This window comes from Kocuria sediminis (genome assembly GCF_009735315.1).
Classification (GTDB): Bacteria; Actinomycetota; Actinomycetes; order Actinomycetales; family Micrococcaceae; genus Kocuria; species Kocuria turfanensis.
Map to the genome: position 1 here is coordinate 87,620 of NZ_WOGU01000002.1, position 23,773 is coordinate 111,392.

Below are 23,773 nucleotides of genomic sequence, written 5' to 3' on the forward strand. Positions count from 1 at the left end.
TTCGTGCCAATCCCCGACGGAAGAAGCCGCCCTTGCCCAGCACGCCCCGCATCCCGCTGTCCGCCCTCGACCTCGTGCCCCTGTCCGAGGGGCGCACCACCGCGGACGCCCTCCGGGAGGCCGTGGACCTCGCCCGCCGGCTCGACGCGTCCGGCTACCGGCGCCTGTGGTACGCCGAGCACCACAACACGGAGGCGTTCGCCTCCTCCGCCACGGCGGTGCTGATCGGCCAGGCGCTGGCGGCCACCGAGCGCATCCGGGTGGGCTCCGGCGGGATCATGCTCCCCAACCACGTCCCGCTGACCGTGGCCGAGGCCTTCGGCACGCTCGCCAACCTCTACCCCGGCCGGGTGGAGCTGGGCCTGGGCCGGGCGCCGGGCACCGACATGCGCACCGCGCTCGAGCTGCGGCGCGGGCACGCCGGCCACGACACCTTCGAGGCCGACGTCCGCCGGCTGGTGCGGCTGTTCGGCGGCCAGGAGCAGGAGGTCGTGCGGGCGCCCGTGGCCCGGGGCACGGACGTGCCCCTGTGGATCCTCGGCTCCTCCACGGGCGGCGCCGAGGTCGCCGCCCGGCTCGGCCTGCCCTACGCGTTCGCCTCGCACTTCGCCCCCGCCATGATCATGGACGCGATCGCCCTCTACCGGCAGCGCTTCGACGCGGACGCCCCGACCGCCACGGTGGGGCGCCCGTACGTGGTGGTCGCGGCGAACGTCCTGGCCGCGGACACCGACGAGGAGGCGCGCCGGCAGTTCAGCACCCACCAGTTGCTCGTGCGCGGGATCGCCCGCAACGACCGGCGCCCGCTGCAGCCGCCCACCGACCGCGTGGAGCTGACCGCGGCGGAGGCGAGCATGGTCCAGGAGCACCTGGCCGTCTCGGCGGTCGGCACGCCCGACCGGGTCGTCGCCGAGCTGGAGCAGATCGTCGAGATCACCCGCGCCGACGAGCTGATGCTCAACAGCTATGCTCACGACCCCGAGGTGCGCGCCCGCTCCTACGAGCTGGTGGCCCGCGCCTGGTAGGCGCCCGCGCGACAGCCCGCACCGCACCCCCACGACCTTCCGCACGACCCGTCCCACGACAGGAGCACCCCATGACCACGTTCCCCGCCCTCGAGGCCGTCTCCGCCGACTCCGGCTTCCGCCGCACCACGATCGAGCGCCGCCCGGTGGGCGCCCACGACGTCGAGATCGAGATCGACTACGCCGGGATCTGCCACTCCGACATCCACACCGTGCGCGACGAGTGGGGCGGCGCCCGCTACCCCGTCACCCCCGGCCACGAGATCGTGGGCCGCGTGCGCGCGGTGGGGGAGCAGGTCACGGGCTTCACGGCCGGCGACACCGTCGGCGTCGGCTGCTTCGTCGACTCCTGCGGGCGCTGCGAGCAGTGCACCCAGGGCCTCGAGCAGTTCTGCGCCGAGGGCGTCGTGGCCACCTACAACACCGCCCTGCCCGACGGGAGCGCCACGCGCGGCGGCTACAGCGCGGGCATCGTCGTCGACGAGCGCTTCGTGCTGCGCGTGCCCGAGGCCCTCGACCCCGCGAAGGCCGCCCCGCTGCTGTGCGCCGGGATCACGACCTACGCCCCGCTCAAGCGCTGGGGCGCGGGCCCCGGGAGCAAGGTCGCGGTCCTGGGCATGGGCGGGCTGGGCCACGTGGCGGTGAAGATCGCCGCGGCCATGGGCGCCGAGGTCACCGTCCTGAGCCAGAGCCTGTCCAAGCAGGAGGACGGGCTCGCCTTCGGGGCCGCCGACTACTTCGCCACCAAGGACCCGGAGACGTTCGAGCGCAACCGGGGCCGCTTCGACCTGATCATCAACACCGTCTCCGCGGACCTGCCCGTCGAGGAGTACCTGTCCCTGCTGCGGGTCAACGGCGTGCTCTGCTCCGTGGGCCTGCCCACCGAGCCGTACAGCGTCCGCCCCGGCGCCCTCATCGCCCCGCAGCGCGTGCTCACCGGCTCGATGGTCGGCGGCATCCCCGAGCACCGGGAGATGCTCGAGTTCTGCGCCGAGCACGGCGTCGAGGCGGAGATCGAGCTGATCGGCGCCGACGAGGTCGACGCCGCCTACGACCGGGTGGTCGCCTCGGACGTGCGGTACCGCTTCGTCGTCGACGTCGCCCGGACCCTGGCGTAGCGGCCGGGATCATCAGCAGCCTGCGACTCGGGGCGGGCTCTGGCTAGAGTGGTCCCCATGGCCGACACCACCAGCACTGCCGACCCCCTGCACCGGCTCGCCGAGGCGTACCGGGTCTCCACGACCTACTCCGGGTTCGACGGCCGGGAGCGGGAGGTCCCGGACGCCACGCTGCGCGCCGTCCTCGACGCCCTGGGCGCCGACGCCGGCGACGACGACGCCGTCGAGGCCTGCCTGGCCCGGCGGGAGCAGGCGCCGTGGCGGCGGGTGCTGCCACCCGTCGTCGTCGCCGTCGAGGGCGCCCGCACCCGCTTCGCGGTCCACGTCCCGCACGGCTCGGCCGTGCAGGTCTCCCTCGTGGGGGAGGACGGGACGCGGACCCCCGCCCCGCAGGCCGACAGCCGGCGCTCCCCGCGCGACGTCGACGGCGTGCTCACCGGGGAGGTCGCCTTCGAGGTCCCCGAGGACCTCGGCCCGGGCTGGTACGAGGTCCGGGCCGAGTGCCCGGACGTCGACGGCGGGCGGGCCGTCACCACGCCGCTGGCGGTGACCCCGCGCCGGCTCTCCACCACCGACCGGCTGCACGGCCGGCGCCGCTGGGGCTACATGGCGCAGATCTACTCGGTGACCTCGGGGCGCTCCTGGGGCGTGGGCGACCTCTCCGACCTGGCGAGCCTCGCGGCCGTCTCCGGGGAGCAGGGCGCGGACTACCTGCTGGTCAACCCGCTGCACGCCGCCGAGCCCACCCCGCCGGTGGAGCCCTCGCCGTACCTGCCCACCAGCCGTCGCTTCTTCAACCCCCTCTACCTGCGCATCGCCGAGGTCCCCGAGTACGCCTACCTGCGCCCGGCCGACCTCGAGGTGGTCAACACGCTCGCCGCCATCCAGCGCCGGGAGAACCTCGACACCAGCACCATCGACCGGGACAAGGCGTACGCGGCCAAGCTGAAGAGCCTCGAGCTGCTGTTCACGGTCCGCCGCTCCCCGCACCGCCAGCAGCAGCTGCGCCGGTTCGTGGCCGAGGGCGGGCAGGGCCTGCAGGACTTCGGCCTGTGGTGCGCGCTGCGGGAGGAGCTCGGCGAGGACGCCCCCGAGTGGGACGACGTCGCCGCGTCCCCGGACTCCCCCCACGCGGCCGAGGCGCGGATCCGGCTGTCCCACCGGATCGACTTCCACGTGTGGATGCAGTGGCTGCTCGACGAGCAGCTCGAGTCCGCCCAGCGCGCCGCGCACCTGGCCGGGATGGACATCGGCGTGATCCACGACCTCGCGGTCGGCGTGCACAAGCAGGGCGCCGACGCGTGGACCCTGCAGGACGTGCTGGCCTCCGGGGTCAGCGTGGGCGCGCCCGCGGACATGTACAACCAGAAGGGCCAGGACTGGTCCCAGCCCCCGTGGCACCCCGAGCGCCTCGCCGAGGCCGGCTACCTGCCCTGGCGGGACATGCTGCGCACCATCTTCCGGCACGCCGGCGGCATCCGGGTGGACCACGTCCTGGGCCTGTTCCGGCTGTGGTGGATCCCGGACGGCCAGGAGGCCTCCGAGGGCGCCTACGTCTACTACGACCACGAGGCGATGGTGGGCATCCTGGCGCTCGAGGCCGAGCTCGCCGGGGCCGTGGTGGTCGGCGAGGACCTGGGCACCCTGGAGCCGTGGGTGCGGGAGTACCTCGCCGAGCGCGGCGTGCTCGGGACCTCGATCCTGTGGTTCGAGACGGACGGCGACGAGCCCCTGCCGCCGGCGCGGTACCGGGAGCTGAGCATGGCCTCCGTCAGCACCCACGACTTCCCGCCCACGGCGGGGTTCCTCCAGGGGGTGCAGGTGGACGTGCGCGAGGAGCTGGGTCTGCTGGCCCGCCCGGTGGAGGAGGAGCGTGCCGAGGCCCGGAAGCAGCTGGACACGTTCTTCGCCGCCGTGGCCGCGGACGGGCTCCTGCCCGAGGGCGAGGCCACCGGCGAGCAGGCCCGGGTCGAGGCCCTGCACCGCTGGCTGGGCCAGGCCCCGGCGCTGCTGTTCAACGTCTCCCTCGTGGACGCGGTCGGCGAGCGGCGGATGCAGAACCAGCCCGGCACCGGCGACGAGTACCCCAACTGGCGGATCCCCCTGGCCGACGGGGCGGGCAACCCCGTCCTGATCGAGACGCTGCCGGAGAACGCCCGGGCCAACTCGCTGGTCCGCGCGATCAACGAGGCCCTCGGCACCCGTCCGCGCTACCAGGGCGTGGGGGAGCCGGCGCAGCCGCAGCACACCGACCGCACGGCGCCCTGAGCACCTGGCCGCCCCCACCCCCCGAACGGAGCACCCCGCATGACGGAGCCGACGGCGCCCCGCCCTGCCCCTGTCGCGCCCACCCGTCCCATCCGGTACGTGGCCCTGGGCGACTCGATGACCGAGGGCGTGGGCGACCCCGACCCCGCCCGCCCCAACGGCGTGCGCGGCTGGGCGGACCTGGTGGCCGAGCAGCTGACGGCCGCCCACCCGGACACCCGCTACGCGAACCTCGCGGTCCGCGGACGCCTGCTGCGCGGGATCGTCGAGGGGCAGCTGGAGGCGTGCCTGGCCCTGGAGCCGACCCTGGTGAGCCTCTACGCCGGCGGGAACGACATGCTCCGCCCGAAGGCGGACGTGGACGCCCTCATGGAGGTCTACGAGCAGGCGGTCGCCCGGCTGCGCTCCTCCGGCGCCGAGGTCGTGCTCTTCACGGCCTTCGACCCCGGCCGGGACGCGCCCACGTCCTGGACCCGTCCCCGGCAGGCCCTGTACAACGAGCACGTCCGCGAGATCGCCGACCGGCACGGGTGCCGGGTGCTCGACTACTGGCGGATGCGCACGCTGCAGGACTGGCGCTACTGGGCGGTGGACCGGCTGCACATGTCCACCGCCGGGCACACCTACGTGGCCGCGCGGATGCTCGAGCTGCTCGGCGTCGCGCACACGCTGGAGCTGCCGCCCACGGACGAGCTGCCCGTCACCGCCAGCCCGGGCGTGCTCAAGGAGGACCTGTACTGGGCCCGCGAGTACCTGCTGCCCTGGATCGGGCGCCGGCTGCGCGGCACCTCCTCCGGGGACACGGTCGCCGCCCGTCACCCCGAGTGGACCACCCTGCTCCCGCGGGCCGTGGTCCCCGCCGGGCCCGCGCCCCGCGGCGCCGCCGGTTTGCGGGGGTCCGGGGAGCCGGTAGACTGGCCAGAAGCTGGTCACGCCTGACGTCAGGTTGCGGGGAAGTCCGTACGGGCCTAGACTTCAAGGCTGTCGTGTGGTGGAGTCCACCTTCCGGCACCTTGATCTTCACCGTCTTCATCGTGGCGAGGCCTTCGCCGGTTCCGACCGCGGGTCTCACGAGAGGGCCCGGTTGGCGAACGGTGGCAATTCTGAAGGTGACGGGACGCTCGCGGCCGCAGGTGAGTGATCATCCTGCGGCTCCCACTGCGTGCCGTCATTTCGTCAACATTGGAGGAGAACACTATGGCAGCGCACTGCCAGGTGACCGGAGCTCAGCCGGGCTTTGGGCACAGCATTTCGCACTCGCACCGCCGTACCAAGCGCCGGTTCGACCCGAACATCCAGAAGAAGCGTTACTGGGTGCCGTCCTTGCGGCGCAGCGTGACGCTCAACGTCAGCGCCAAGGGCATCAAGGTCATCGACGCCCGCGGCATCGACGCTGTCGTGACCGACATGATCGCACGTGGGGAGAAGATCTAGCATGGCCAAGGACAAGGACGTTCGTCCCATCATCAAGCTGAAGTCCACCGCCGGCACCGGTTTCACCTACGTGACCCGCAAGAACCGCCGCAACGACCCGGACCGCATGGTGCTCAAGAAGTACGACCCGGTCGTCCGCAAGCACGTCGATTTCCGCGAGGAGCGCTGAATCCATGGCCAAGAAGTCCAAGATCGCCAAGAACGAGCAGCGCAAGGTCGTCGTCGAGCGCTACGCCGCGAAGCGTGCCGAGCTCAAGAAGACCCTGGTCGACGAGAACGCCACCGACGAGGCCCGCGAGGCGGCCCGCCTGGGCCTGCAGAAGCTGCCCCGCGACGCCTCCCCGGTCCGCCTGCGCAACCGCGACCAGATCGACGGGCGTCCCCGCGGCACCATCCAGAAGTTCGGCATCTCCCGCGTCCGTTTCCGCGAGATGGCGCACCGTGGCGAGCTGCCCGGCATCTCGAAGTCCAGCTGGTAATTTCTGACGCAGGAGCGCGACCGGTTCCCGGGGCCGCGCTTCCCCACGACCCCAAGTCCAGGAGGACATGAACATGGCTAAGAACCGCAGTGAACTCGTCGCCGAGGTCGCCGAGAAGGCCGGCACCACCAACGCCGCCGTCAACGGGGTGCTGGACGCGCTGTTCCAGGTCTTCGAGGAGTCCGTCTCCGCCGGTGAGAAGATCACCATCCCGGGCTGGCTGGCCGTCGAGCGCACCGACCGCGCCGCGCGCACGGGCCGCAACCCGCAGACCGGTGAGACGATCGAGATCCCGGCCGGCCACGGCGTCAAGCTGACCGCTGGTTCCAAGCTCAAGGCGGCCGTGTCCAAGAAGTAGGGACACCCGCGGGTCCGTCCTGGACCTTCTCCATGGCTTCGTCCGAAGGGGCGGCCCCCACCGGGGCCGCCCCTTCGCCGTGCCGGGGACCCGGTGCGTGGGCGCGGCTTCTCCTCCGCGCCGGGGAGCCCGTCCTGCGGGAGGTCGTTGCCGCGTGGTGCCCGGACGTCCGGTCCGGTCGGCGCGGTCCTCGCATCGTGCCGGGGCGCGGCCCGCACCACGTCGTTCCTCCCGGGGGCCGAGGAGCCCGGGTTCGGGCCGCCGCGACTGGCCCGGCCCTCGCGGCGCCGCGCATAATGGGAGCACCGAGCCGACCGGCCGGCGATCCGAGGGGAGGGGGCGCGTGAGTTCACGTGCACGCCGTCTCGCCCGCGGCTGGGCCGGTGCGGGCCTCGCCACCTCCGCGGCCGCGGCCTCCCACACCGTCGCGGGCGGTCCGCCCCCGCCGGCGCTGCTCGTCCTCCTGTCCCTGGCCCTGTCCGCACCGCTGTGCATGGCCCTGGCCGGCCGGGCGCTGTCCCGGTCCGCGCTGGCCCTGAGCGTGTTGCTCAGCCAGTCCCTGTTCCACGCCCTGTTCGCCGCGTCGGGCACCGTCAGCGCCGTCACGGACGCCGCCCACCACGGGGCGGCCGGACCCGCCCTCGTGCTGCAGGCCGGCTCCCCTCCGGAGCACGGCGGGTCCGTGATGCTGACGGCCCACGTGCTGGCCGCGCTCGCCGGCTACGCCCTCATGCGCCACGGAGAGGTCGCGGTCCTGGTCCTCCTGGAGGCCCTGCGACTGCGCGTCCGGCGGCTGTGGCGGTCCCTGTCCGCACCGGTGGTCGCCGGCCGTCCGCGCGCGGTGCGGCCAGGGCGACCGCACGCGCTCACCGACCAGTCCCTGCTGCGCCCCGTGCGCTCCCACCGTGGGCCGCCGCACCCTCGGCGCCGGCTCCTGCCCCCGGCCGGACCCGCCCTGCTGCCCGTCGGCTGACCCGGCCGGCGCCGCGGCGGGGTCCCGGAACCGGCCCGCGGCGGGACGTGCGGCGCCCCGTGCACGCCGCCGACCGCCCCGGTCCGGCGGCCCCGTACCGACGGCACACACCCACGCCCCGCACCGACGGCCGACCGAGGCCCCGCCCGGGCCCCTCGAGGAGACACCACCCATGCGCATCGCACGACACACCGCACGACACACCGCACGAGGCGCCGCAGCCCTGCTGGCGGCGGGCGCCCTCACCGTCCTGCCCGTCCTGCCCGCCTCCGCCCACGACGAGCTCACCGGTGTGAGCCCGGAGCCCGGCGCCACCCTGACGACCGCCCCGGAGGAGCTGGAGCTGACCTTCTCCGGCCAGGTCATGGACATCGGCCACCAGGTGCAGGTCACCGACTCCGAGGGGCGCTCCGTGACGGACGGACCGCTGGAGACCGAGGGGAACCGGATCGTCCAGCCCCTGGCGGACGCCGGCCCGGAGGACCAGACCTACCAGGTGGTCTGGCGCGTCGTCTCCAGCGACGGGCACCCGATCGAGGGGACCTTCGCCTACGAGGTCGGCGCCGGGTCGGAGCCGTCCCCCGGCGTGACGCCCACCGCCGAGGTCCCCGAGGAGCCGGCCGAGGACGCCGCGGCCCAGGCCTCGACCGGGGACACCCCGCTCTGGCTGGTCGCCGTTGCCGGAGCGGCGGTCGCCCTGGCCGTGCTCGGCGCCGTGAGCATCGTCTCCCGGCGGCGCCGCGGGGACTGACCGCATCCCGGGCGGCGTCGGCGGCACCCCTGGGCCGGCCGCTCAGCGGGGGAGATCCCTGCACCGGCCGCCGAGCTGCCAGGACCCTGAGCCGCCAGGACCCTGAGCCGGCAGGACCCCTGGGGTGACCGCTGAGCCGGGCCCCGCGCCGAGACCGCACACCGCGGGCGCCGCACAGCGCCGGGACCGCGGCCCGGTCGGGGCCGCCGGGCCGCCCTCCGGGCACTGCACCCGGGTCCGGGCGGATTTGCGCTGCGGGGGACAATGGATGGAGCCGCCCCGACGGGGGAGGCGGAAGAAGGAGACGCACCATGAGCACGAGGACGGCCGAGCGCGCCGACCACGGCACCGCCGCGCGGGCGGGCGGACGCGGGCTGGACCCCTGGCTGCTCGCAGCCGTGCCCGTCGTGGCCCTCACGGCGCTCGTCGTGGCGATGGCCTGGACCGGGTCGGGCGCCGCCCGGCTGGCCGCCGACCCCGGGGCGCTGGTGCGCTGGGGCCTGCCCTTCGCCGAGCTGGTGCACAACAGCGCCCTGGTCGTCGTGATCGGCGCGCTGCTGTTCGCCGTCGGGATCGTGCCCAGCACCCGGCGCGCCGGCCGCACCCGGGCGGGAACGGACGGCGGGAGCGCGGCACCGGAGCACCCGCTGTTCACGACGACCCTGCGCCTGGCCGAGGCCGCGGCCGCGGTGTGGACCGTGGCGGCCCTGGCCGTGCTGGTGCTGTCCTACTCCGACGTCGCGGGCGTGCCCGTGGGCGGGGACGGCACCTACACCCAGCAGCTGCTGCACTACGCCACGGACATCCCCACGGGACAGGCGCAGACGGCGATCGTCGTGACGGCGGCCGTGGTGACCACCCTCGTGTTCGGGGTCCGGGCGCCGCTCGGGCTGCTGCTCACCCTGGCCCTGTCCTGCACGGCACTCGTGGCGATGGCGCTCAACGGCCACTCCGCGGGCGGCAACGACCACATGGGCGCCGTCAACTCCCTGGGCCTGCACCTGCTGGGGGTGTGCCTGTGGACCGGCGGCCTGGTGGTGCTCGCCTGGCTCTCGCCGCAGCTGAGCGCCCCGGACGCCGGCACCGGCACGCTGCCGGAGGGTGCCGCCCGCGGCCGGACGGCGGCCGGCCCCCGGGACCGGGCGCCGATCGCGGCCGTGGTGCTGCGCCGATTCTCCGCGGTCGCGTTCGGCGCCTTCTTCCTGGTGTTCCTCTCCGGAACCGTCAACGCCGCGGTGCGGATCGGGTCCTGGGACCAGCTCACGAGCGGCTACGGGGGCCTGGTGCTCGTCAAGGCCGCCCTCACGCTCGCCCTGGGCGGTGCCGGGCTGGCCCACCGCCGGTGGCTGGTGCCCGCGCTGGAGGCCGGCCGGCTCACGGCCCGCCGCGCGGTGTGGCAGCTGGTGCTCGGGGAGCTGCTGCTCATGGGCGCCGTCATGGGGGTGGCGGTGGCCCTGTCCCGGACGGCGCCGCCGGTGCCCGAGGAGCTGGCCCCGGACGCCTCCCCGGCCCTGATCCTCACCTGGTACGAGCTGCCGCCGGAGCCCACCGCGGCCTCCTGGTTCACCACCTGGCGCGTCGACTGGCTGTGGCTGGCCGTGTGCCTGTTCCTCGCCCTCGTCTACCTCTGGGCGTTCGTGCGGGTGCGCCGGCGCCGGGACTCCTGGTCGGTGCTGCGCACCCTGTCGTGGTTCACCGGTCTCGTGGCCCTGTTCTACGTCACCTCCGGCGGGGTCTCCGTCTACGGCCGGGTGCTGTTCTCGGCCCACATGGTCGAGCACATGGCGCTGACCATGGTGGTGCCGATCTTCCTGGTCCTGGGCTCGCCGGTCTCCCTGCTGCTCAAGGCCCTGGAGCCCCGCCATGACGGCACCCGCGGGCCCCGCGAGTGGATCCTGCGCCTCGTGCACTCCACGTTCGGCAAGGTCGTGACCCACCCGGTCTTCGCCGCCGTGAACTTCGCCGCCTCGATCGTGATCTTCTACTTCACCCCGGTCTTCCACTTCACGCTGCACTACCACGTGGGCCACGTGTTCATGGTCACGCACTTCCTGATCACCGGGTACCTGTTCATGCTCGTGCTCATCGGCAGCGACCCGATCCCGTACCGCCCCGGCTACATGATGCGTCTCGTCGTGCTGCTCGCCACGATGGTCTACCACGCCTTCGTCGGGGTGGCCCTGATGGGCTCGGACACCCTGCTGCAGGCCTCCTGGTTCGGCAACACCGGGCGGGACTGGGGCCGGTCGGCCATCGAGGACCAGCAGTTCGGCGGGGCCCTCATGTGGGGCATCGGCGAGTTCCCCACCGTCGTCGTCGCCGTCGTCGTCGCCGTCATGTGGGCGCTGGCGGGCAGCAAGGAGAACCGCCGCGTGGACCGCCAGGCGGACCGCACCGGCGACGCCGAGCTCAAGGCCTACAACGACATGATGGCCCGGCTCGCGGAGCGCGATGACCGCGCCGCCCGCCGCTGAGCCCCGCCCCCACCGCACCCACCCGAAAGGACCCTTCCTCCATGCGCCTCACCTCCCGCGTCCGCGCCTCCGAACTGCAGGGCCGCGCCTGGCTCAACACCGGCGGCCAGGACCTGGACCTCGCCGCCCTGCGCGGCAAGGTCGTGATCCTGGACTTCTGGTCCTTCTGCTGCATCAACTGCCTGCACGTGCTCGACGAGCTGCGGCCCCTCGAGGAGCGCTTCTCCGACGTCCTCGTCACCGTGGGGGTGCACTCCCCGAAGTTCGAGCACGAGGCCGATCCGGACGCGCTCGCCGCGGCCGTGGACCGCTACGAGGTCCACCACCCGGTGCTCGACGATCCCGAGCTCACCACGTGGGACGCCTACACCGCCCGGGCCTGGCCGACCCTCGTGGTGGTGGACCCCGAGGGCTACATCGTGGCGCACCTGTCCGGGGAGGGCCACGTCCAGGGCCTGGTCTCCCTCGTGGAGGAGCTCGTGGCCGAGCACGAGGCCCGGGGCACCCTGCACCGCGGCGACGGCCCCTACGTCCCGCGGCCCGCGCCCGAGGGCGACCTCCGCTTCCCCGGCAAGGTGCTCCCGCTGCCGGACGGCTCCTTCCTCGTCTCGGACACCGGCCACCACCGCCTCGTCCAGCTCGGCAACGACCTCGAGACCGTCCAGCGCGTGATCGGCGCCGGGCAGAAGGGCCACCAGGACGGGGACGCGGAGACGGCCCGCTTCACCGAGCCCCAGGGCCTGACCCTGCTGCCCGAGGACGTCCGCGCGGTCGTCGGCTACGACGTGGTCGTCGCCGACTCCGTCAACCACCGGCTGCGCGGCGTGGACCTGGCCACGGGCGCGGTGCGCACGGTCGCCGGCAGCGGCGTCCAGCGCCTCCTCGACGAGGAGCGCGCCCGGGGCGCGGAGCCCAACGCCGTGCCCGTGGGCGCGGACCCGCTGACCGTGGCGCTGTCCTCCCCCTGGGACGTCGTGTGGTCCACCCGGGCCGGCGGGCTGCTGGTGGCCATGGCCGGCACCCACCAGCTGTTCTCCTTCGACCCGCGCAGCGGGCAGCTCGCCGTGCTCGCCGGCACCGGCGACGAGGGGCTCAAGGACGGGCCCGCGGCGGAGGCGTGGTTCGCCCAGTCCTCGGGGCTCGCGGAGGACCACCTCGGCAACGTGTGGATCGCCGACTCGGAGACCTCTGCGCTGCGCGTGCTCCGCTTCGGCGACGACGGCGCCGTCGCGGTCGAGACCGCCGTGGGCGAGGGGCTGTTCGACTTCGGCTTCCGCGACGGCGACGCCGGGCAGGCGCGGCTGCAGCACTGCCTCGGGGTGGCCCAGCTGCCCGACGGCTCCGTGGCCGTGGCCGACACCTACAACGGAGCCGTGCGCCACTACGATCCGCGGACCGGACAGGTGGCCACCCTGGCCCGCGGCCTGGCGGAGCCCTCGGACGTGCTGCTCGACGTCTCGGGCGGGGAGCCGCTGCTGGTGGTCGTCGAGGCCAACGCGCACCGCCTGGTCCGCGTGCCGATCCCCGCCACCGCCCAGCGCGTGGACGAGGGCGCCTCGCAGACCCAGCGCGCCCGCACGAAGCTGGCCCCGGGGACCCTCGCGATCGACGTGCGCTTCGCGGCGCCGACGGGGCAGAAGCTCGACGACCGCTGGGGCGACCCCACCCAGCTGAAGATCTCCTCCTCCCCGGAAGGGGCGCTCGTGGCGGGCGCCGGCACGGCACAGGGCCTGCGCCGGGAGCTCGTGCTGGCGGACGGGGTCACCGAGGGCGTCCTGCACCTGACCGCGCGCGCCGCGGCCTGCGACGGCGAGCCCGGCGGGGAGATCCCCGACCACGCGGCCTGCCACCTGTACCAGCAGGACTGGGGGATCCCGTTCGTGCTGGACCCCGAGGGGGAGACCGAGCTCGTCCTGGACCTGCGCGGGGTCAACTGAGCCGGCGCGACCCGGGCTGCCGTTCCGGGACCCCCGCTGCGGGGTCCCGGAACGGCCCGGGGCACCCGCTCCGGGCCCGGGCTCCTGCTGCGGGCTGCCGCGTCGCGCGGAGGTCGGCCCGCCTCGTCCCGGGCGACGGTGTGGGCCGCGCGATTGTCGGCCGCGTGCTTGTCGGCCGCGTGCTTGTCGGCCGCGTGCTTGTCGGCCGCGTGCTTGTCGGCCGCGTGCTTGTCGGCCGGGCGGTGGTGTCAGCCGCGCGGGGTGACCCGCACGGTCGAGTCGTCGACGGCGAGGTCCGCCGCGACCTCGAACGGCACCGTCCGCTCGAGCCGCTCGACCTCGCCGGTGAACAGGTCCAGGGAGTCGAACTCGATCCGCGCGGTGCCCTGCGCCGGCTCCAGGGACCAGCCGCGGCCGCCCTGCGTGCCCACCTCGATCCGCGGGTCCGGATAGGACTCGATCGTCCACTCCACGTCCCCCTGGACCCGCCCGTCGAACTCGTAGGAGAACGGGCAGCCCGCGGGGAAGAGGGTGTTCTGCTCCGCGCAGCCGTCGAGGTGCTCCTTCAGCTGCCGGTCCACCTCCTCCTCGAGGGCCGCGGTGGGCCGGGGCTCCAGCACGACCTCCGCCTCCTGGCCCGGGGCCGTCAGCGTGGTGCTGACCGGATCGGCCTCCACCAGCTCGGAGGTGTAGGAGGCCGTGTAGGTCCCGGGGAAGAACGCCGAGAACTTCCCGGTGGAGTCGGGCAGCGCCACGGACATGCCGTTGATGTCCACGGAGCTCACGCCCGGCAGGCTGACCGTCAGCGTGGGCAGCGGGGTCTCGTCGAAGGCCCAGACCGTGAAGAAGCCCCACTGCGTGTCCACCGGGTGCAGGCTGAACTCGGAGCTGTGCCGCTCGCCGCCGAGGCTGTAGTCGGCGCGCACCACGGCTTGCTCACCGTCGTTGGTCACGGTGGACACCTCGAGGTCCTCGAGCTCCTCGGCCGAGGCCTCCAGCGGGTCACCGTCGAGCATCGCGGCGTTGGCCTCGGGCACGCCGGCGTTGAGCAGCCCCAGGGCCTGCCCGCCGTCGCCGTCCTGCAGGTCCTCGAAGTAGGCCCGCACGTCCGTCTCCGGGCCGTACATGTACTTGTTGACCAGGGCGATGGTGACGGCGGCGGCCGCCATCCCGAGCAGCACGAGGAACAGCCAGGCCCCGAGGGCCTTGAGCACGCGGGCGTTGGACTCCATCCGTTCACGCTAACCGATCCCCATCCCGCCCGCCCGCCACGGGGCCGCACGGACGCCCCGGGACGCACGGGCCGGCCCGGACGGGTACGCTGGCGTGCCGCGGCCCTTCCCGCTCGCTGTCCTGGCGCACTGCCCTCGTGCGCTGTCCGCGTGCGCTGTCCTGGTGCAGCGTCCGCGTGCACTGCCTCCCGCACAGGCTCGCCGTTCCCTGCCCCCGTTCCCCGTCCCCGTTTCCCGTCCCCGTTCCCGTCTGGAGCTGACTCCCATGGCCGACGCCGTCCGGCAGGTCCCCGAGAAGTACGGTCCCGTCCGCGCCGTGCTCCGCCCGCGGCTGGGCTCCTACGGCCGGCGCCTGCTCGCCTGCCTCGCCCCGATGCTCGCCGGCGCGGTGCTCCTGCTGCTGCTCTGGTCCCGGCGGCCGGGCCCGGCCGTGGCGGTCGTGCTGCTGGGGCTCGTGCTGGTGGCCGCCCTGGCCTGCTGGCTGCGGCTGCGCCCCGCCCTCGTCGTGCGGACCGACAGCCACGTCCTGCGCTCCCGCACCGTGGGCTTCGCCGCCACGCCGCTCGAGCGGCTCGACTCGGTGGTCACGGTCGGGGCCCTGCACCGCTCGGCCGACAGCCCGCGGCGCGCGGGCCGGCCCCACCTGTGGGCCGCCGACCGGGCGGGCCGCCGCGTGTTCGCCCTGGACGGCGGCGTGTGGGACGGGCGCGCCCTCGAGGAGGTCGCCGAGGCCCTGGGCGCGCCCCGCACCCACGTGGAGCAGCTCACGGCCGGACAGGCCGCCGCGCGCTGGCCGCGGCTGGTGCCGTGGCGGCTGCGGCACCAGCGGCTGTGCTCGGCCGCGTCCTCGGCGGCACTGGTCGGCGTCCTCGCGCTCGCCGTGTGGCTCTCGCTGGACCTGCCCGGCACGGGCTGACGCCCGGGGCGCGGCCGAGCGCGGAACCCCGCGGCCCGGCCCCGGACACGCACCGGTCGACCGCTCGGACAGTGCCGCAGCCGCAGGTGCCCGGTGCCCGGTGCCCGAACACCGTGGACCTCTGCGGGCCCGGAGCTCGATCGGCCCCGCACGCGCGGGAGCCCGCCGCCCGGGACCGGGCGGCGGGCTCCTCGAGCGCCGGGGGAGTGGATCAGCCGGCCGCGGCCAGCTCCTGGCGCGCCCGCTCGATCTCGGCCTGCCGCTCCTCGGCCGCCTCACGGGTCAGCTCGGCCCCGGCCTCCGCGTCCCGGGTGAGGTTCTCCCCGGTCTCGGGGTTGAACACGTGCATCCGGCGGGTGTCGACCCAGATCCGGCCCTCGGTGCCGCCGCGGATGCGGGAGGTGGCGTCGAGGGACACCACGAGCTGCGGCTGCATCTCGTCCGCGTCCAGGTCCTGCGCCAGCTCGTTGAGCTTGGCCTGCACGGCCTCGTCGGGCTGGTACCGGATGTAGCCGTACTGCTGGTTGCCCAGCCACTCCGTGTGGGTGAACCGGGCGTCGAAGGTCGTGCCGCGGGCGGCGATCGCCTCGTCCACGAACTTGGCGTCCTCGAAGTGCTCCGGGCGCAGGCCCAGCAGCACGATGGAGCCGTCCGGCGGCATCTTGCCGGCCGCGTGCTGCGGCACCGGGATGTCGCCCAGCGGGGTGCCGAACACGTTGCCCTGCACGTGCGCCGGGAGGAAGTTCATCGACGGCGAGCCGATGAACCCCGCCACGAACAGGTTGGCCGGCTGCTCGTAGAGCTCCCGGGGCGAGGCGATCTGCTGCAGGATGCCCTTCTTGAGCACGGCCACCCGGTCGCCGAGGGTCATGGCCTCGGTCTGGTCGTGGGTCACGTACACGGAGGTGATGCCCATCCGCCGCTGCAGCTGGGCGATCTCGGTGCGCATCTGCCCGCGCAGCTTCGCGTCCAGGTTGGACAGGGGCTCGTCGAACAGGAACGCGTCCGCGTCGCGCACGATCGCCCGCCCCATCGCCACCCGCTGGCGCTGGCCGCCGGAGAGGTTGGCCGGCTTGCGCTCGAGGTGCTCGTCGAGGTCCAGGGTCGAGGCCGCGGCGCGCACCTTGCGGTCGATCTCCTCGTCGGAGAACTTGCCCTTGGACAGCCGCAGCGGGAACGCGATGTTCTCGTACACGGTCAGGTGCGGGTAGAGCGCGTAGTTCTGGAACACCATGGAGAGGTTCCGCTCGCGCGGCTCCTTCTCGTTGACGCGCTGGCCGTTGATCAGCAGGTCCCCGGAGGTGATGTCCTCGAGGCCCACGATCATCCGCAGCAGCGTCGACTTGCCGCAGCCGGAGGGTCCCACGAGGATGAGGAACTCGCCGTCGGCGATGTCGATCGAGACGTCGTTGACCGCGGGGAAACCGTCGCCGTACTTCTTGACGAGATGGTTGAGGGTGATGGATGCCATCTGGAACTCAGTCCTTCGCTCGGTTCGGGAAATGCGTGGGAGGCGGGCGGGCTCAGCCCTTGACCGCGCCCTGGGTCAGGCCGGAGACGATCTGGCGCTGGAAGAGCAGCACCAGGACGACCACCGGGATGGTGACGACGATGGCGGCCGCCGAGATCGCGCCCGCCGGGTCCTCGAACTGCGAGGCGCCGGTGAAGAACGCCAGCGCGGCGGGCACCGGGCGGGCGGCCTCCGTGGAGGTCAGGCCGATGCCGTAGACGAAGTCGTTCCAGGCGATGAAGAACGCGATGATCGCGGTGGTGAAGACGCCCGGCAGGGCCAGCGGCACGATCACTTTGCGGAAGGCCTGCCAGGTGGTGGCGCCGTCGACCTGGGCCGCCCGCTCGAGGTCCCAGGGGATCTGCTGGAAGAACGCCGTCAGGGTCCAGATGGAGATCGGCAGGGTCAGCGAGAGGTAGGGGATGATCAGGCCGGGCCAGGTGTCGTAGAGCCCGATCTGGCGCCACAGGTTGAACAGCGGGGTCACGATCGAGACGACGGGGAACATGGACACCGCCAGGGCGACCGTCAGGATCATCTTCTTGCCGGGGAAGTCCAGGCGGGCGATCGCGTAGGCGCACAGCGTGGCCAGGACCACGGCGATGGCCGTGGCGATCAGGCAGATGCCGATCGAGTTGATCAGCGACGGCACGAACAGCTCCCGGGCCTGGCCCACGAAGATCGACGAGTAGTTCTCCCCGACCCACTGGGTGGGCAGGAACTTCCCGGACGTCAGGTCCGCCGGCGTCTTGAAGGACGTCATGAGGATCGAGGCGACGGGGAAGAGGGCGTAGAGCAGGACGAGGACCGTGACGACGGCCCAGCCCCACTTCTGCTTGGTGGTCATGGGATTACCTTCCCTTCCCGGCGCCGGCGAGGTCGACCTTGAACACCTTGATGGCGATGAAGGCGATCAGCAGCACGCACACGAACAGGATCACGGAGATCGCGGAGCCGAGCCCGATCTCCAGTCGGCCGATGGAGGTGCGGTAGGCCAGCAGGGACAGCGTCTCGGTGCCGTACTGGCCCTGGGTCATGATGAAGATGTTGTCGAAGATGCGGAACGCGTCCAGGGCACGGAACACGACCGCCACCATGATCGCGGCCTTCATGTTGGGCAGGATCACCCGGGACATGCGCTGCCACCAGGTGGCCCCGTCCACGCGGGCCGCCTCCGTGTACTCGCTGGGGACCTGGGCCAGGCCGGCCAGCAGCAGCAGGGAGATGAACGGGGTGGTCTTCCAGATCTCGGAGGCCATGATCACGAACAGGGCCGGTCCCTGGGAGGCGAACCAGTTGAAGTCGGGGCCGATGCCCGGGACCCAGTCGAACCAGTTGTTGATGTAGCCCGTGGTGATGTCGAAGGCGTAGAACCACGCGAAGGCCGAGACCACCGTGATGATGCCGTAGGGCACGAGGATCGCGGTGCGCAGCAGGCCCTTGGTGTTCCGGATCGCGTTGTTCATCACGAGCGCCAGGGCGAAGCCCAGGACCAGCTCCACCACCACGGTGACGATCGTGATGAGCACCGTGATCCACAGGTCGTTCCAGAACACCCGGTCGGAGAGAACCGTGGCGTAGTTGCCGAGGAGGACGAACTCCTTCTCCCCGGGGGCCGTCAGGCGGAAGGAGAAGAGGGAGTCCCACAGGGCCTGCAGGATCGGGTACATGGTCACCAGCAGCATCACGATGAACGCGGGGCCGGCGAGCATCCAGCCGAGCTTGCGCTCCGACCGGGCCCGGTCGGACATCACGGGTTTCGCGCTGCGCCGGCCCGTCACGGGTGCCGGGGCGACCTCCCGGGGACCGGTGCCGGGAGCGTTGGGATTGACGACGGTGCTCATAGCAGCCGATCTCCTCTCAGGACGGACTCGATGAACTCGGCGGTCAGGCCGGGCGTGTCCTCGGTGACGGACGCCGGCGGGGTCCACTCCTGCTGGATGGCGGTGGAGACCTCGTTGTAGAACGGCGTCTGGGGACGGGGCGCCGCCTGGTCGAGGGACTCGCGGATGGTCGCGTACATCGGATAGGCCTCCCGGACCTCGGGGTCCTCGTAGGCGGCCTCGGAGGCGGCCGGGTTGCCGTTGCTCACGAAGTAGTACGCCTGGTTCTCGGGCTGGACGATGCACTCCACGGCCTCCCAGGCCAGCTCCTGGTTCTCGGAGGTGGAGCCCACGCCCAGGTTGATCCCGCCCAGCGGGGGAGCGGAGGGCTCGCCCTCGTCGACCTGGGGCCACAGGGCCCAGCCGATGTCCTCGTAGACCTCGGCGTCGACCGTGCCCTCCTCCACGGCGGCCGCGGTGGCCGCGTAGATGAAGGGCCAGTTCACCATGAAGGAGCCGTTCTCGGACTGGAACTGGATCATCGACGCGTTCTCGTCCGAGGTCGGCAGGCCCGGTCCGCCGAGCCCGTCGCGGCCGATGGTGCCGATGATCTCCGCGGCCTTCCGGCCCGCCTCGCTGTCCAGGCCGATGGAGATCTCGTCGGACGGCGCCTCCGGGTTCTCCACGATCGACCCGCCGGCGGACGCCACGAGGCCGTTGACCCACACCGTCATGGACTCGGCCGAGGTGCCCTGCACCCCCAGGTACTTGTCCTGCTCGCGGGCGGCGTCCATGATCTGGTCCCAGGTCACCGGCTCGTCCATGTTCAGGCCGGCGGCCTCCGCCACGGACTCCCGGTACCAGAGCAGCTGCGTGTTGGCCCAGAACGGGACCGACACCAGCTCGTCCTTCCACTTCGCGCCCTCGAGGGGACCGGCCAGGACGTCCTCGGTGGTGGCCTGCTCGACACCGCTGGGCACCGGGGCCAGGAAACCCGGCTCGGCCAGCTCGGGGATGAAGGGCGGGTCCAGGCTCATGATGTCCATCGACGTGTCCCCCGCGGCGAGACGCCGGGCGAGCTGCTCGCGCTGTGAGGCGGCGTCACGCGGGAGCAGCGCGGTCTCGAGGGTGTACCGGCCCCCGGACTGCTCCGAGCACTGCTGGGCCAGCTCCGCCTGCCCGCCGGCGTCCGGGTTGATGTACCAGGTCAGGGTCGGGGTGCCGCCGGCGTCGGCGTCACCGCAGCCCGTCAGGACGAGAGCGCCCACGGCGCCCAGGGCGGCGGCAGCGCTGAGCCGTCGCCTCCCGGGGGCTCTGTGGGGGTGTGAGGTGGTGGTCAACGGTCTGTTCCTCCCCTTCGGCGATGTGGCGGCCCGCGAGGGGCGCCGACGGGGCCTGGTGGGGCCTGCTCGGCGGGACGGTCGGGTGGTGCGTGCTGCCGGGTGACCACCCCTGCGCGGAGCTTCAGTCTATGAGTGCGGTACCTCACAGACCAGTAACCTGTGTTTTTGCGAACGGGCGTCGTCCGGGTCCGCCGGGTCACGGCCCGGCGGAGGGGTTCAGGCGAGCAGCAGGGCCACACCGGCCATGGTCAGCATGGCCACGACCGTGGTGAGCAGCACCGTGTCGCGGCACAGCTGCTCGGCCCGGCCGTAGCGCACGGCCGCGACGTAGATGTTCTGGGCGGTGGGCAGCGCCGCCATCACCACCACGGCGTAGAGCAGGTGCCCCTCCAGGCCCAGGGCGAAGCGGGCGAACAGGAACGCCAGCACCGGGTGCAGCACCAGCTTCAGCGCGGCGGCCAGCGCCACGTCCCGGCGCGGGCTCGTTCCGGCCCGCAGCGGTGAGGCGCCCACCAGGGAGACGCCGAAGGCCATCAGCATCGCCGGGATGGAGGCCCCCGCCACCAGCTCCACCGGTGCGTGCACGACCTCGGGCAGCCGCCAGCCGGTCACCGCGAACAGGATGCCCAGCCCGGAGCCCACGATCATCGGGTTGGTCACCACGTTGCCCAGGACGCTGCCGAGGCTCGGCCGGCGGCCGTCGGTCAGGACGTCCATGATCGTCAGGTAAACGGGGGTGTTCAGGGCCAGCTGGAACAGGATGACGGGCACCACCATGGTCGCGTCCCCGAGCACGAACGTGGCGATCGGGATGCCGAGGTTGGCGGAGTTGACCTGGGAGGCGGCCTGGGCGCCCATCACGGTGGTCGCCGCGTCCCGGTGCAGCACCCACCGGGCGAGCCCGGCGTGCACGAGGGCGGTGGCCACCGCCGAGACGGCCGCCACCAGCAGGGGGGCGGAGAGCAGGCGGCCGATGTCGGCCTCGGCGATGGTCAGGAACAGCAGCGGCGGGCTGGCCACGTAGAACGCGAACTTGCTGAGCACCAGCTGCCCCTGCGGCCCCAGCACCCGGCGGCGGCCCACCACGTATCCGGTGCCGATGACGGCCCACACGATGAAGAACCCCGAGAACACTCCGGCCACGGGTTCCTCCTCGGACTGTCGGGGCCCGCGGGATCGGGCCCCTACAGTTCTATCCCATGCCGGAGGGACTTCCGGGCAGGACGGCCGGCAGGGAGGGCGGCGCCGGTCGCGTCAGCCGAGCGGCAGGTCGGCCCGTGCCGCGGCGAGGGTCCGGGAGAGCGGGGGGCGGGCGACGCCGTCGAGCAGGGCCTCGGCGGGATCCGCGCCGAGGTCGGCGATCCGGTTCTGCGCGTCCACGTGCACCACGCGGGGCACGTGGGTGCGCGCCTCGGCGTCGTCCATCTGCGCGTAGCTGATGAGGATGACGACGTCACCGGGGTGCACGAGGTGCGCCGCGGCGCCGTTGATCCCGACGACGCCGGAGCCGCGCTCGCCGGCGATGGTGTAGGTCTCCAGGCGGGCGCCGTTGGTGACGTCCACGATGGCGACGAGCTCGCCCGGCAGGATGTCGGCGGCGTCCAGGAGGTCCTGGTCCACGGTGACCGAGCCGACGTAGTGGAGGTCGGCCTGGGTCACGACGGCCCGGTGGATCTTGGCCTTGAACATGGTGCGCAGCATGACGGGAGATCTGCTCCTCGTGGGCGGGGTGCGGGACGCGGCTCCGGTGGAGCACCGGGGCCTCGGGCGCCGGGGTCTGCGGAGGGCCGCGGTGCGGGAACATTCTACCGGGCCGGCCCGGGCACGACGAACGCCCCGGCCGGGGCGGCGCGGGGCGTTCGGTGCGAGAGCGGCTGACGGGAATCGAACCCGCGTATCAGGCTTGGGAAGCGTGCGCTCTACCATTGAGCTACAGCCGCGCATCCGTGGTCCGTCCGGTGCGTGCACCGGACGGGGACACCACCACACTGTACACGATCCGTCCGGGGCCGGGCAGGACCGGGGAACGGGGTCCGGGGTCCGGGGGAGCGGCGTGCGCTACCTTGGGGACCGTGCTGATCTCTGACCGCGACATCCGCCGTGAGCTCGACGGTGGCCGGGTCGTCCTCGAGCCCTACGACCCCGCCCTGATCCAGCCGGCCAGCATCGACGTGCGGCTGGACCGCTGGTTCCGGCTCTTCGACAACCACAAGTACGCGCACATCGACCCCTCGGTGGAGCAGCCGGAGCTCACGCGCCTCGTGGAGGTCGACCCGGAGGAGGCCTTCGTGCTGCACCCCGGGGAGTTCGTCCTGGGCTCCACCTACGAGAAGGTCAGCCTCCCGGACGACATCGCCGCGCGCCTGGAGGGCAAGTCCTCCCTGGGGCGGCTGGGCCTGCTGACGCACTCCACCGCAGGGTTCATCGACCCGGGCTTCTCGGGGCACGTCACGCTCGAGCTCTCCAACATGGCGACGCTGCCCATCAAGCTGTGGCCCGGCTCCAAGATCGGTCAGCTGTGCTTCTTCCGGCTGTCCTCGCCCGCCGAGCACCCGTACGGGGACGGCGCCTACGCCAACCGGTACCAGGGTCAGCGGGGCCCGACGGCGTCGCGCAGCCACCTGGGCTTCTCCCGCACCCGCATCTGAGGCCCGGCGTCCGCCCCGGTCCCCGGTCCCGCGCCGGCACTCAGGGGCGCTGCGTGGCCCCGGCCCCGTCGGGGTCCCGGGCGCGCTCGGGGTCCCGGGCGCCGAGGAGCAGGAGCAGGCCCGCGCCGATCACCAGCAGGATGCCCAGGATCCCCCAGCGCTGGGCGCCGAGCACGGAGACGAACACGGCGAACAGGGTGGGCGCCAGGAAGCTCACGGCCCGACCCGTGGTGGCGTAGAGGCCGTACAGGGCGCCCTCGTGGCCCGTGCGGGTGAGCCTGCCCAGGAACGTCCGGGAGGCCGACTGCGCCGGGCCCACGAACAGGCACAGCAGCAGTCCGCAGACCCAGAACGCGGCCGTGCCGTCCAGGAACAGCAGCGGCGTGCCCGCCAGCAGGACGCAGACCAGGGAGGCGACGATGACGCGCTTGGGGCCCACCCGGTCGTCGAGCTGCCCGCCGACGAGCGCCCCCACGCCCGCGGCCACGTTCCCGACGATCGCGAAGACGATGACCTCGGTGAGGGTGAAGCCGAAGGTCCCGGCCGCGATGACGCCGCCGAACGTGAACACCGCGTTGAGCCCGTCCCGGAACACGGCGGAGGAGAGCAGGAACCACAGCGTCTGCGGGGCGTCCCGGTACAGCTCGCGCAGGGTCGCCCACAGCTGCCGGTAGGACCGGGCCACGGACGGGCGCGGACCCCGGCGCGTGGGGCGGATCTCGGGCACCGCGAGCAGGACGGGGATCGAGAACAGCGCGATCCACAGGCCGGAGAACAGTGCGACGGCCCGCACGTTGAGCGCGTCCTCCTCGGGGATGCCGAGGAACCCGGGGCTCACGAAGCCGAACAGGACGATCGACAGGGCCACGATCCCGCCGAAGTAGCCCAGCGCCCAGCCCTGCCCGCTCACCCGGCCGATGTGCTCGCGGCCCGCGATGCCGGGAAGCATCGCGTTGTAGTTGACCACCGCGAACTCGTCGAAGACGTTGGCCAGCGCCAGCAGTGCGACACCCAGGTAGAGGAACGGGTACTCCGGGTAGACCAGGAAGCACAGCGCGGTGAGCAGCGCGGTGAGCATCGTGTTCACGCCCAGCCACAGCTTCCGGCGCCCGGCGCCGTCGCTGCGCTGCCCGACCACGGGGGCGAGCAGCGCCACGACGACGCCCGCGGCGCCGATCCCGTAGCCCAGCACCTGGGAGGCGTGGTCCTCCCCGCCGAACGGGTCGCCGGTGAGGTAGACGGTGAACACGAACGTGGTCATCACGGCGTTGAAGGCCGCGGAGCCGGCGTCCCACAGGCTCCAGGCCCACACGTGGGAGCGGCGGGGCGTGAAGGGGGCCGCGGGCGGCGCGGACGGGGAACCTGGGGGCGCGGTGTCCATGGCAGTCATGCTAGGCCCGCGGCGCCCCGCCGCGGCGCCGGCCTCGCCGGGACCGGTCACCCCGGCTTCGCGGAGTGAATGCCCAGCGGATTGACCGGGGACG

Annotated in this window: 22 protein-coding genes and 1 tRNA gene; 14 read left to right on the top strand and 9 right to left on the bottom strand. The window is 73.2% G+C overall.

What is annotated here, in order from left to right; all coding sequences use genetic code 11:
• Positions 1-32 precede the first annotated feature (32 nt).
• From GMA12_RS02620 to GMA12_RS02675, 12 genes are all read left to right on the top strand, one after another.
• Positions 33-1,025, top strand: a complete 993-nt coding sequence (locus GMA12_RS02620; RefSeq protein WP_156266948.1) for an LLM class flavin-dependent oxidoreductase — start codon at positions 33-35, stop codon at positions 1,023-1,025.
• A gap of 71 nt (positions 1,026-1,096) precedes the next feature.
• On the top strand, positions 1,097-2,143 hold the full coding sequence (locus tag GMA12_RS02625) for an NAD(P)-dependent alcohol dehydrogenase (RefSeq protein ID WP_156266950.1): 1,047 nt from the start codon (positions 1,097-1,099) through the stop codon (positions 2,141-2,143).
• Positions 2,144-2,200: 57 nt separating this feature from the next.
• Positions 2,201-4,411: a 4-alpha-glucanotransferase gene (malQ, locus tag GMA12_RS02630; protein WP_156266952.1), complete on the top strand. Its 2,211-nt coding sequence runs from the start codon at positions 2,201-2,203 to the stop codon at positions 4,409-4,411.
• 39 nt (positions 4,412-4,450) lie between these two features.
• Positions 4,451-5,350: an SGNH/GDSL hydrolase family protein gene (locus tag GMA12_RS02635; RefSeq protein WP_156266954.1), complete on the top strand. Its 900-nt coding sequence runs from the start codon at positions 4,451-4,453 to the stop codon at positions 5,348-5,350.
• A gap of 258 nt (positions 5,351-5,608) precedes the next feature.
• Positions 5,609-5,845, top strand: coding sequence for a 50S ribosomal protein L28 (rpmB, locus tag GMA12_RS02640; protein WP_047804470.1), 237 nt, complete (start codon positions 5,609-5,611; stop codon positions 5,843-5,845).
• Between the two features lies 1 nt (position 5,846).
• Positions 5,847-6,014 carry a 50S ribosomal protein L33 gene (gene rpmG / locus GMA12_RS02645; protein WP_017832642.1) on the top strand — a complete coding sequence of 56 codons (168 nt, stop codon included), beginning with the start codon at positions 5,847-5,849 and terminating at the stop codon, positions 6,012-6,014.
• 4 nt (positions 6,015-6,018) lie between these two features.
• Entirely contained in the window at positions 6,019-6,324 is a 306-nt protein-coding gene (rpsN, locus tag GMA12_RS02650) for a 30S ribosomal protein S14 (protein WP_047804469.1), read from the top strand.
• A 73-nt stretch (positions 6,325-6,397) separates the two neighbouring features.
• Positions 6,398-6,682 (top strand): HU family DNA-binding protein, encoded by a 285-nt coding sequence (locus GMA12_RS02655; RefSeq protein ID WP_047804493.1) that lies wholly within the window; start codon positions 6,398-6,400, stop codon positions 6,680-6,682.
• A gap of 343 nt (positions 6,683-7,025) precedes the next feature.
• A complete protein-coding gene (locus tag GMA12_RS02660; protein WP_162459389.1) occupies positions 7,026-7,655 on the top strand; it encodes a hypothetical protein in 630 nt (209 codons plus the stop codon).
• A gap of 172 nt (positions 7,656-7,827) precedes the next feature.
• Positions 7,828-8,406: a copper resistance CopC family protein gene (locus GMA12_RS02665; protein WP_156266956.1), complete on the top strand. Its 579-nt coding sequence runs from the start codon at positions 7,828-7,830 to the stop codon at positions 8,404-8,406.
• A 311-nt stretch (positions 8,407-8,717) separates the two neighbouring features.
• On the top strand, positions 8,718-10,880 hold the full coding sequence (locus tag GMA12_RS02670) for a bifunctional copper resistance protein CopD/cytochrome c oxidase assembly protein (protein ID WP_156266958.1): 2,163 nt from the start codon (positions 8,718-8,720) through the stop codon (positions 10,878-10,880).
• 41 nt (positions 10,881-10,921) lie between these two features.
• The gene (locus GMA12_RS02675) at positions 10,922-12,817 is read left to right on the top strand and encodes an NHL domain-containing thioredoxin family protein (RefSeq protein ID WP_156266960.1); all 1,896 of its coding nucleotides are present in this window, start codon (positions 10,922-10,924) and stop codon (positions 12,815-12,817) included.
• A 248-nt stretch (positions 12,818-13,065) separates the two neighbouring features.
• Here the strand turns inward: GMA12_RS02675 and GMA12_RS02680 are convergent, their stop codons facing one another.
• Complete coding sequence (locus GMA12_RS02680) at positions 13,066-14,049, bottom strand: zinc ribbon domain-containing protein (RefSeq protein ID WP_156266962.1); 984 nt, start codon at positions 14,047-14,049, stop codon at positions 13,066-13,068.
• Positions 14,050-14,314: 265 nt separating this feature from the next.
• Here GMA12_RS02680 and GMA12_RS02685 point away from each other — a divergent pair, with 265 nt between their 5' ends.
• Complete coding sequence (locus GMA12_RS02685) at positions 14,315-14,965, top strand: hypothetical protein (protein ID WP_156266964.1); 651 nt, start codon at positions 14,315-14,317, stop codon at positions 14,963-14,965.
• A gap of 211 nt (positions 14,966-15,176) precedes the next feature.
• Here the strand turns inward: GMA12_RS02685 and GMA12_RS02690 are convergent, their stop codons facing one another.
• The 7 genes from GMA12_RS02690 to GMA12_RS02720 form a co-directional block, all read right to left on the bottom strand.
• On the bottom strand, positions 15,177-16,436 hold the full coding sequence (locus GMA12_RS02690; RefSeq protein ID WP_156266966.1) for an ABC transporter ATP-binding protein: 1,260 nt from the start codon (positions 16,434-16,436) through the stop codon (positions 15,177-15,179).
• A gap of 52 nt (positions 16,437-16,488) precedes the next feature.
• Positions 16,489-17,322, bottom strand: a complete 834-nt coding sequence (locus GMA12_RS02695) for a carbohydrate ABC transporter permease (protein WP_156266968.1) — start codon at positions 17,320-17,322, stop codon at positions 16,489-16,491.
• A 4-nt stretch (positions 17,323-17,326) separates the two neighbouring features.
• Positions 17,327-18,319 (bottom strand): carbohydrate ABC transporter permease, encoded by a 993-nt coding sequence (locus GMA12_RS02700; protein ID WP_156266970.1) that lies wholly within the window; start codon positions 18,317-18,319, stop codon positions 17,327-17,329.
• Positions 18,316-19,638, bottom strand: coding sequence for an extracellular solute-binding protein (locus tag GMA12_RS02705; protein ID WP_156266972.1), 1,323 nt, complete (start codon positions 19,636-19,638; stop codon positions 18,316-18,318). The genes GMA12_RS02700 and GMA12_RS02705 overlap by 4 nt, the downstream gene beginning before the upstream one ends.
• A gap of 219 nt (positions 19,639-19,857) precedes the next feature.
• Positions 19,858-20,784, bottom strand: a complete 927-nt coding sequence (locus tag GMA12_RS02710) for an AEC family transporter (protein ID WP_162459390.1) — start codon at positions 20,782-20,784, stop codon at positions 19,858-19,860.
• 111 nt (positions 20,785-20,895) lie between these two features.
• Positions 20,896-21,342 (bottom strand): aspartate 1-decarboxylase, encoded by a 447-nt coding sequence (gene panD, locus GMA12_RS02715; protein ID WP_156266974.1) that lies wholly within the window; start codon positions 21,340-21,342, stop codon positions 20,896-20,898.
• A gap of 168 nt (positions 21,343-21,510) precedes the next feature.
• Positions 21,511-21,581: transfer RNA gene (locus tag GMA12_RS02720), tRNA-Gly, on the bottom strand.
• Between the two features lie 132 nt (positions 21,582-21,713).
• Here GMA12_RS02720 and dcd point away from each other — a divergent pair.
• Positions 21,714-22,289 carry a dCTP deaminase gene (dcd, locus tag GMA12_RS02725; protein WP_047804492.1) on the top strand — a complete coding sequence of 192 codons (576 nt, stop codon included), beginning with the start codon at positions 21,714-21,716 and terminating at the stop codon, positions 22,287-22,289.
• 40 nt (positions 22,290-22,329) lie between these two features.
• Here dcd and GMA12_RS02730 read toward each other — a convergent pair whose 3' ends face one another.
• Positions 22,330-23,670, bottom strand: a complete 1,341-nt coding sequence (locus GMA12_RS02730; protein ID WP_156266978.1) for an MFS transporter — start codon at positions 23,668-23,670, stop codon at positions 22,330-22,332.
• Positions 23,671-23,773: the final 103 nt, after the last annotated feature.

What these genes read in the sequence shown, in the direction of transcription:
- rpmG (WP_017832642.1), top strand. Translation starts at nt 5,847, where the DNA reads ATGGCCAAGGACAAGGACGTTCGTCCCATCATCAAGCTGAAGTCCACC.
- GMA12_RS02675 (WP_156266960.1), top strand. Translation starts at nt 10,922, where the DNA reads ATGCGCCTCACCTCCCGCGTCCGCGCCTCCGAACTGCAGGGCCGCGCC.
- GMA12_RS02690 (WP_156266966.1), bottom strand. Translation starts at nt 16,436, where the DNA reads ATGGCATCCATCACCCTCAACCATCTCGTCAAGAAGTACGGCGACGGT.
- panD (WP_156266974.1), bottom strand. Translation starts at nt 21,342, where the DNA reads ATGCTGCGCACCATGTTCAAGGCCAAGATCCACCGGGCCGTCGTGACC.
- GMA12_RS02730 (WP_156266978.1), bottom strand. Translation starts at nt 23,670, where the DNA reads ATGGACACCGCGCCCCCAGGTTCCCCGTCCGCGCCGCCCGCGGCCCCC.
- GMA12_RS02700 (WP_156266970.1), bottom strand. Translation starts at nt 18,319, where the DNA reads ATGAGCACCGTCGTCAATCCCAACGCTCCCGGCACCGGTCCCCGGGAG.
- GMA12_RS02680 (WP_156266962.1), bottom strand. Translation starts at nt 14,049, where the DNA reads ATGGAGTCCAACGCCCGCGTGCTCAAGGCCCTCGGGGCCTGGCTGTTC.
- GMA12_RS02695 (WP_156266968.1), bottom strand. Translation starts at nt 17,322, where the DNA reads ATGACCACCAAGCAGAAGTGGGGCTGGGCCGTCGTCACGGTCCTCGTC.
- GMA12_RS02625 (WP_156266950.1), top strand. Translation starts at nt 1,097, where the DNA reads ATGACCACGTTCCCCGCCCTCGAGGCCGTCTCCGCCGACTCCGGCTTC.
- GMA12_RS02655 (WP_047804493.1), top strand. Translation starts at nt 6,398, where the DNA reads ATGGCTAAGAACCGCAGTGAACTCGTCGCCGAGGTCGCCGAGAAGGCC.
- malQ (WP_156266952.1), top strand. Translation starts at nt 2,201, where the DNA reads ATGGCCGACACCACCAGCACTGCCGACCCCCTGCACCGGCTCGCCGAG.
- rpmB (WP_047804470.1), top strand. Translation starts at nt 5,609, where the DNA reads ATGGCAGCGCACTGCCAGGTGACCGGAGCTCAGCCGGGCTTTGGGCAC.
- rpsN (WP_047804469.1), top strand. Translation starts at nt 6,019, where the DNA reads ATGGCCAAGAAGTCCAAGATCGCCAAGAACGAGCAGCGCAAGGTCGTC.
- GMA12_RS02670 (WP_156266958.1), top strand. Translation starts at nt 8,718, where the DNA reads ATGAGCACGAGGACGGCCGAGCGCGCCGACCACGGCACCGCCGCGCGG.
- GMA12_RS02635 (WP_156266954.1), top strand. Translation starts at nt 4,451, where the DNA reads ATGACGGAGCCGACGGCGCCCCGCCCTGCCCCTGTCGCGCCCACCCGT.
- GMA12_RS02665 (WP_156266956.1), top strand. Translation starts at nt 7,828, where the DNA reads ATGCGCATCGCACGACACACCGCACGACACACCGCACGAGGCGCCGCA.
- GMA12_RS02685 (WP_156266964.1), top strand. Translation starts at nt 14,315, where the DNA reads ATGGCCGACGCCGTCCGGCAGGTCCCCGAGAAGTACGGTCCCGTCCGC.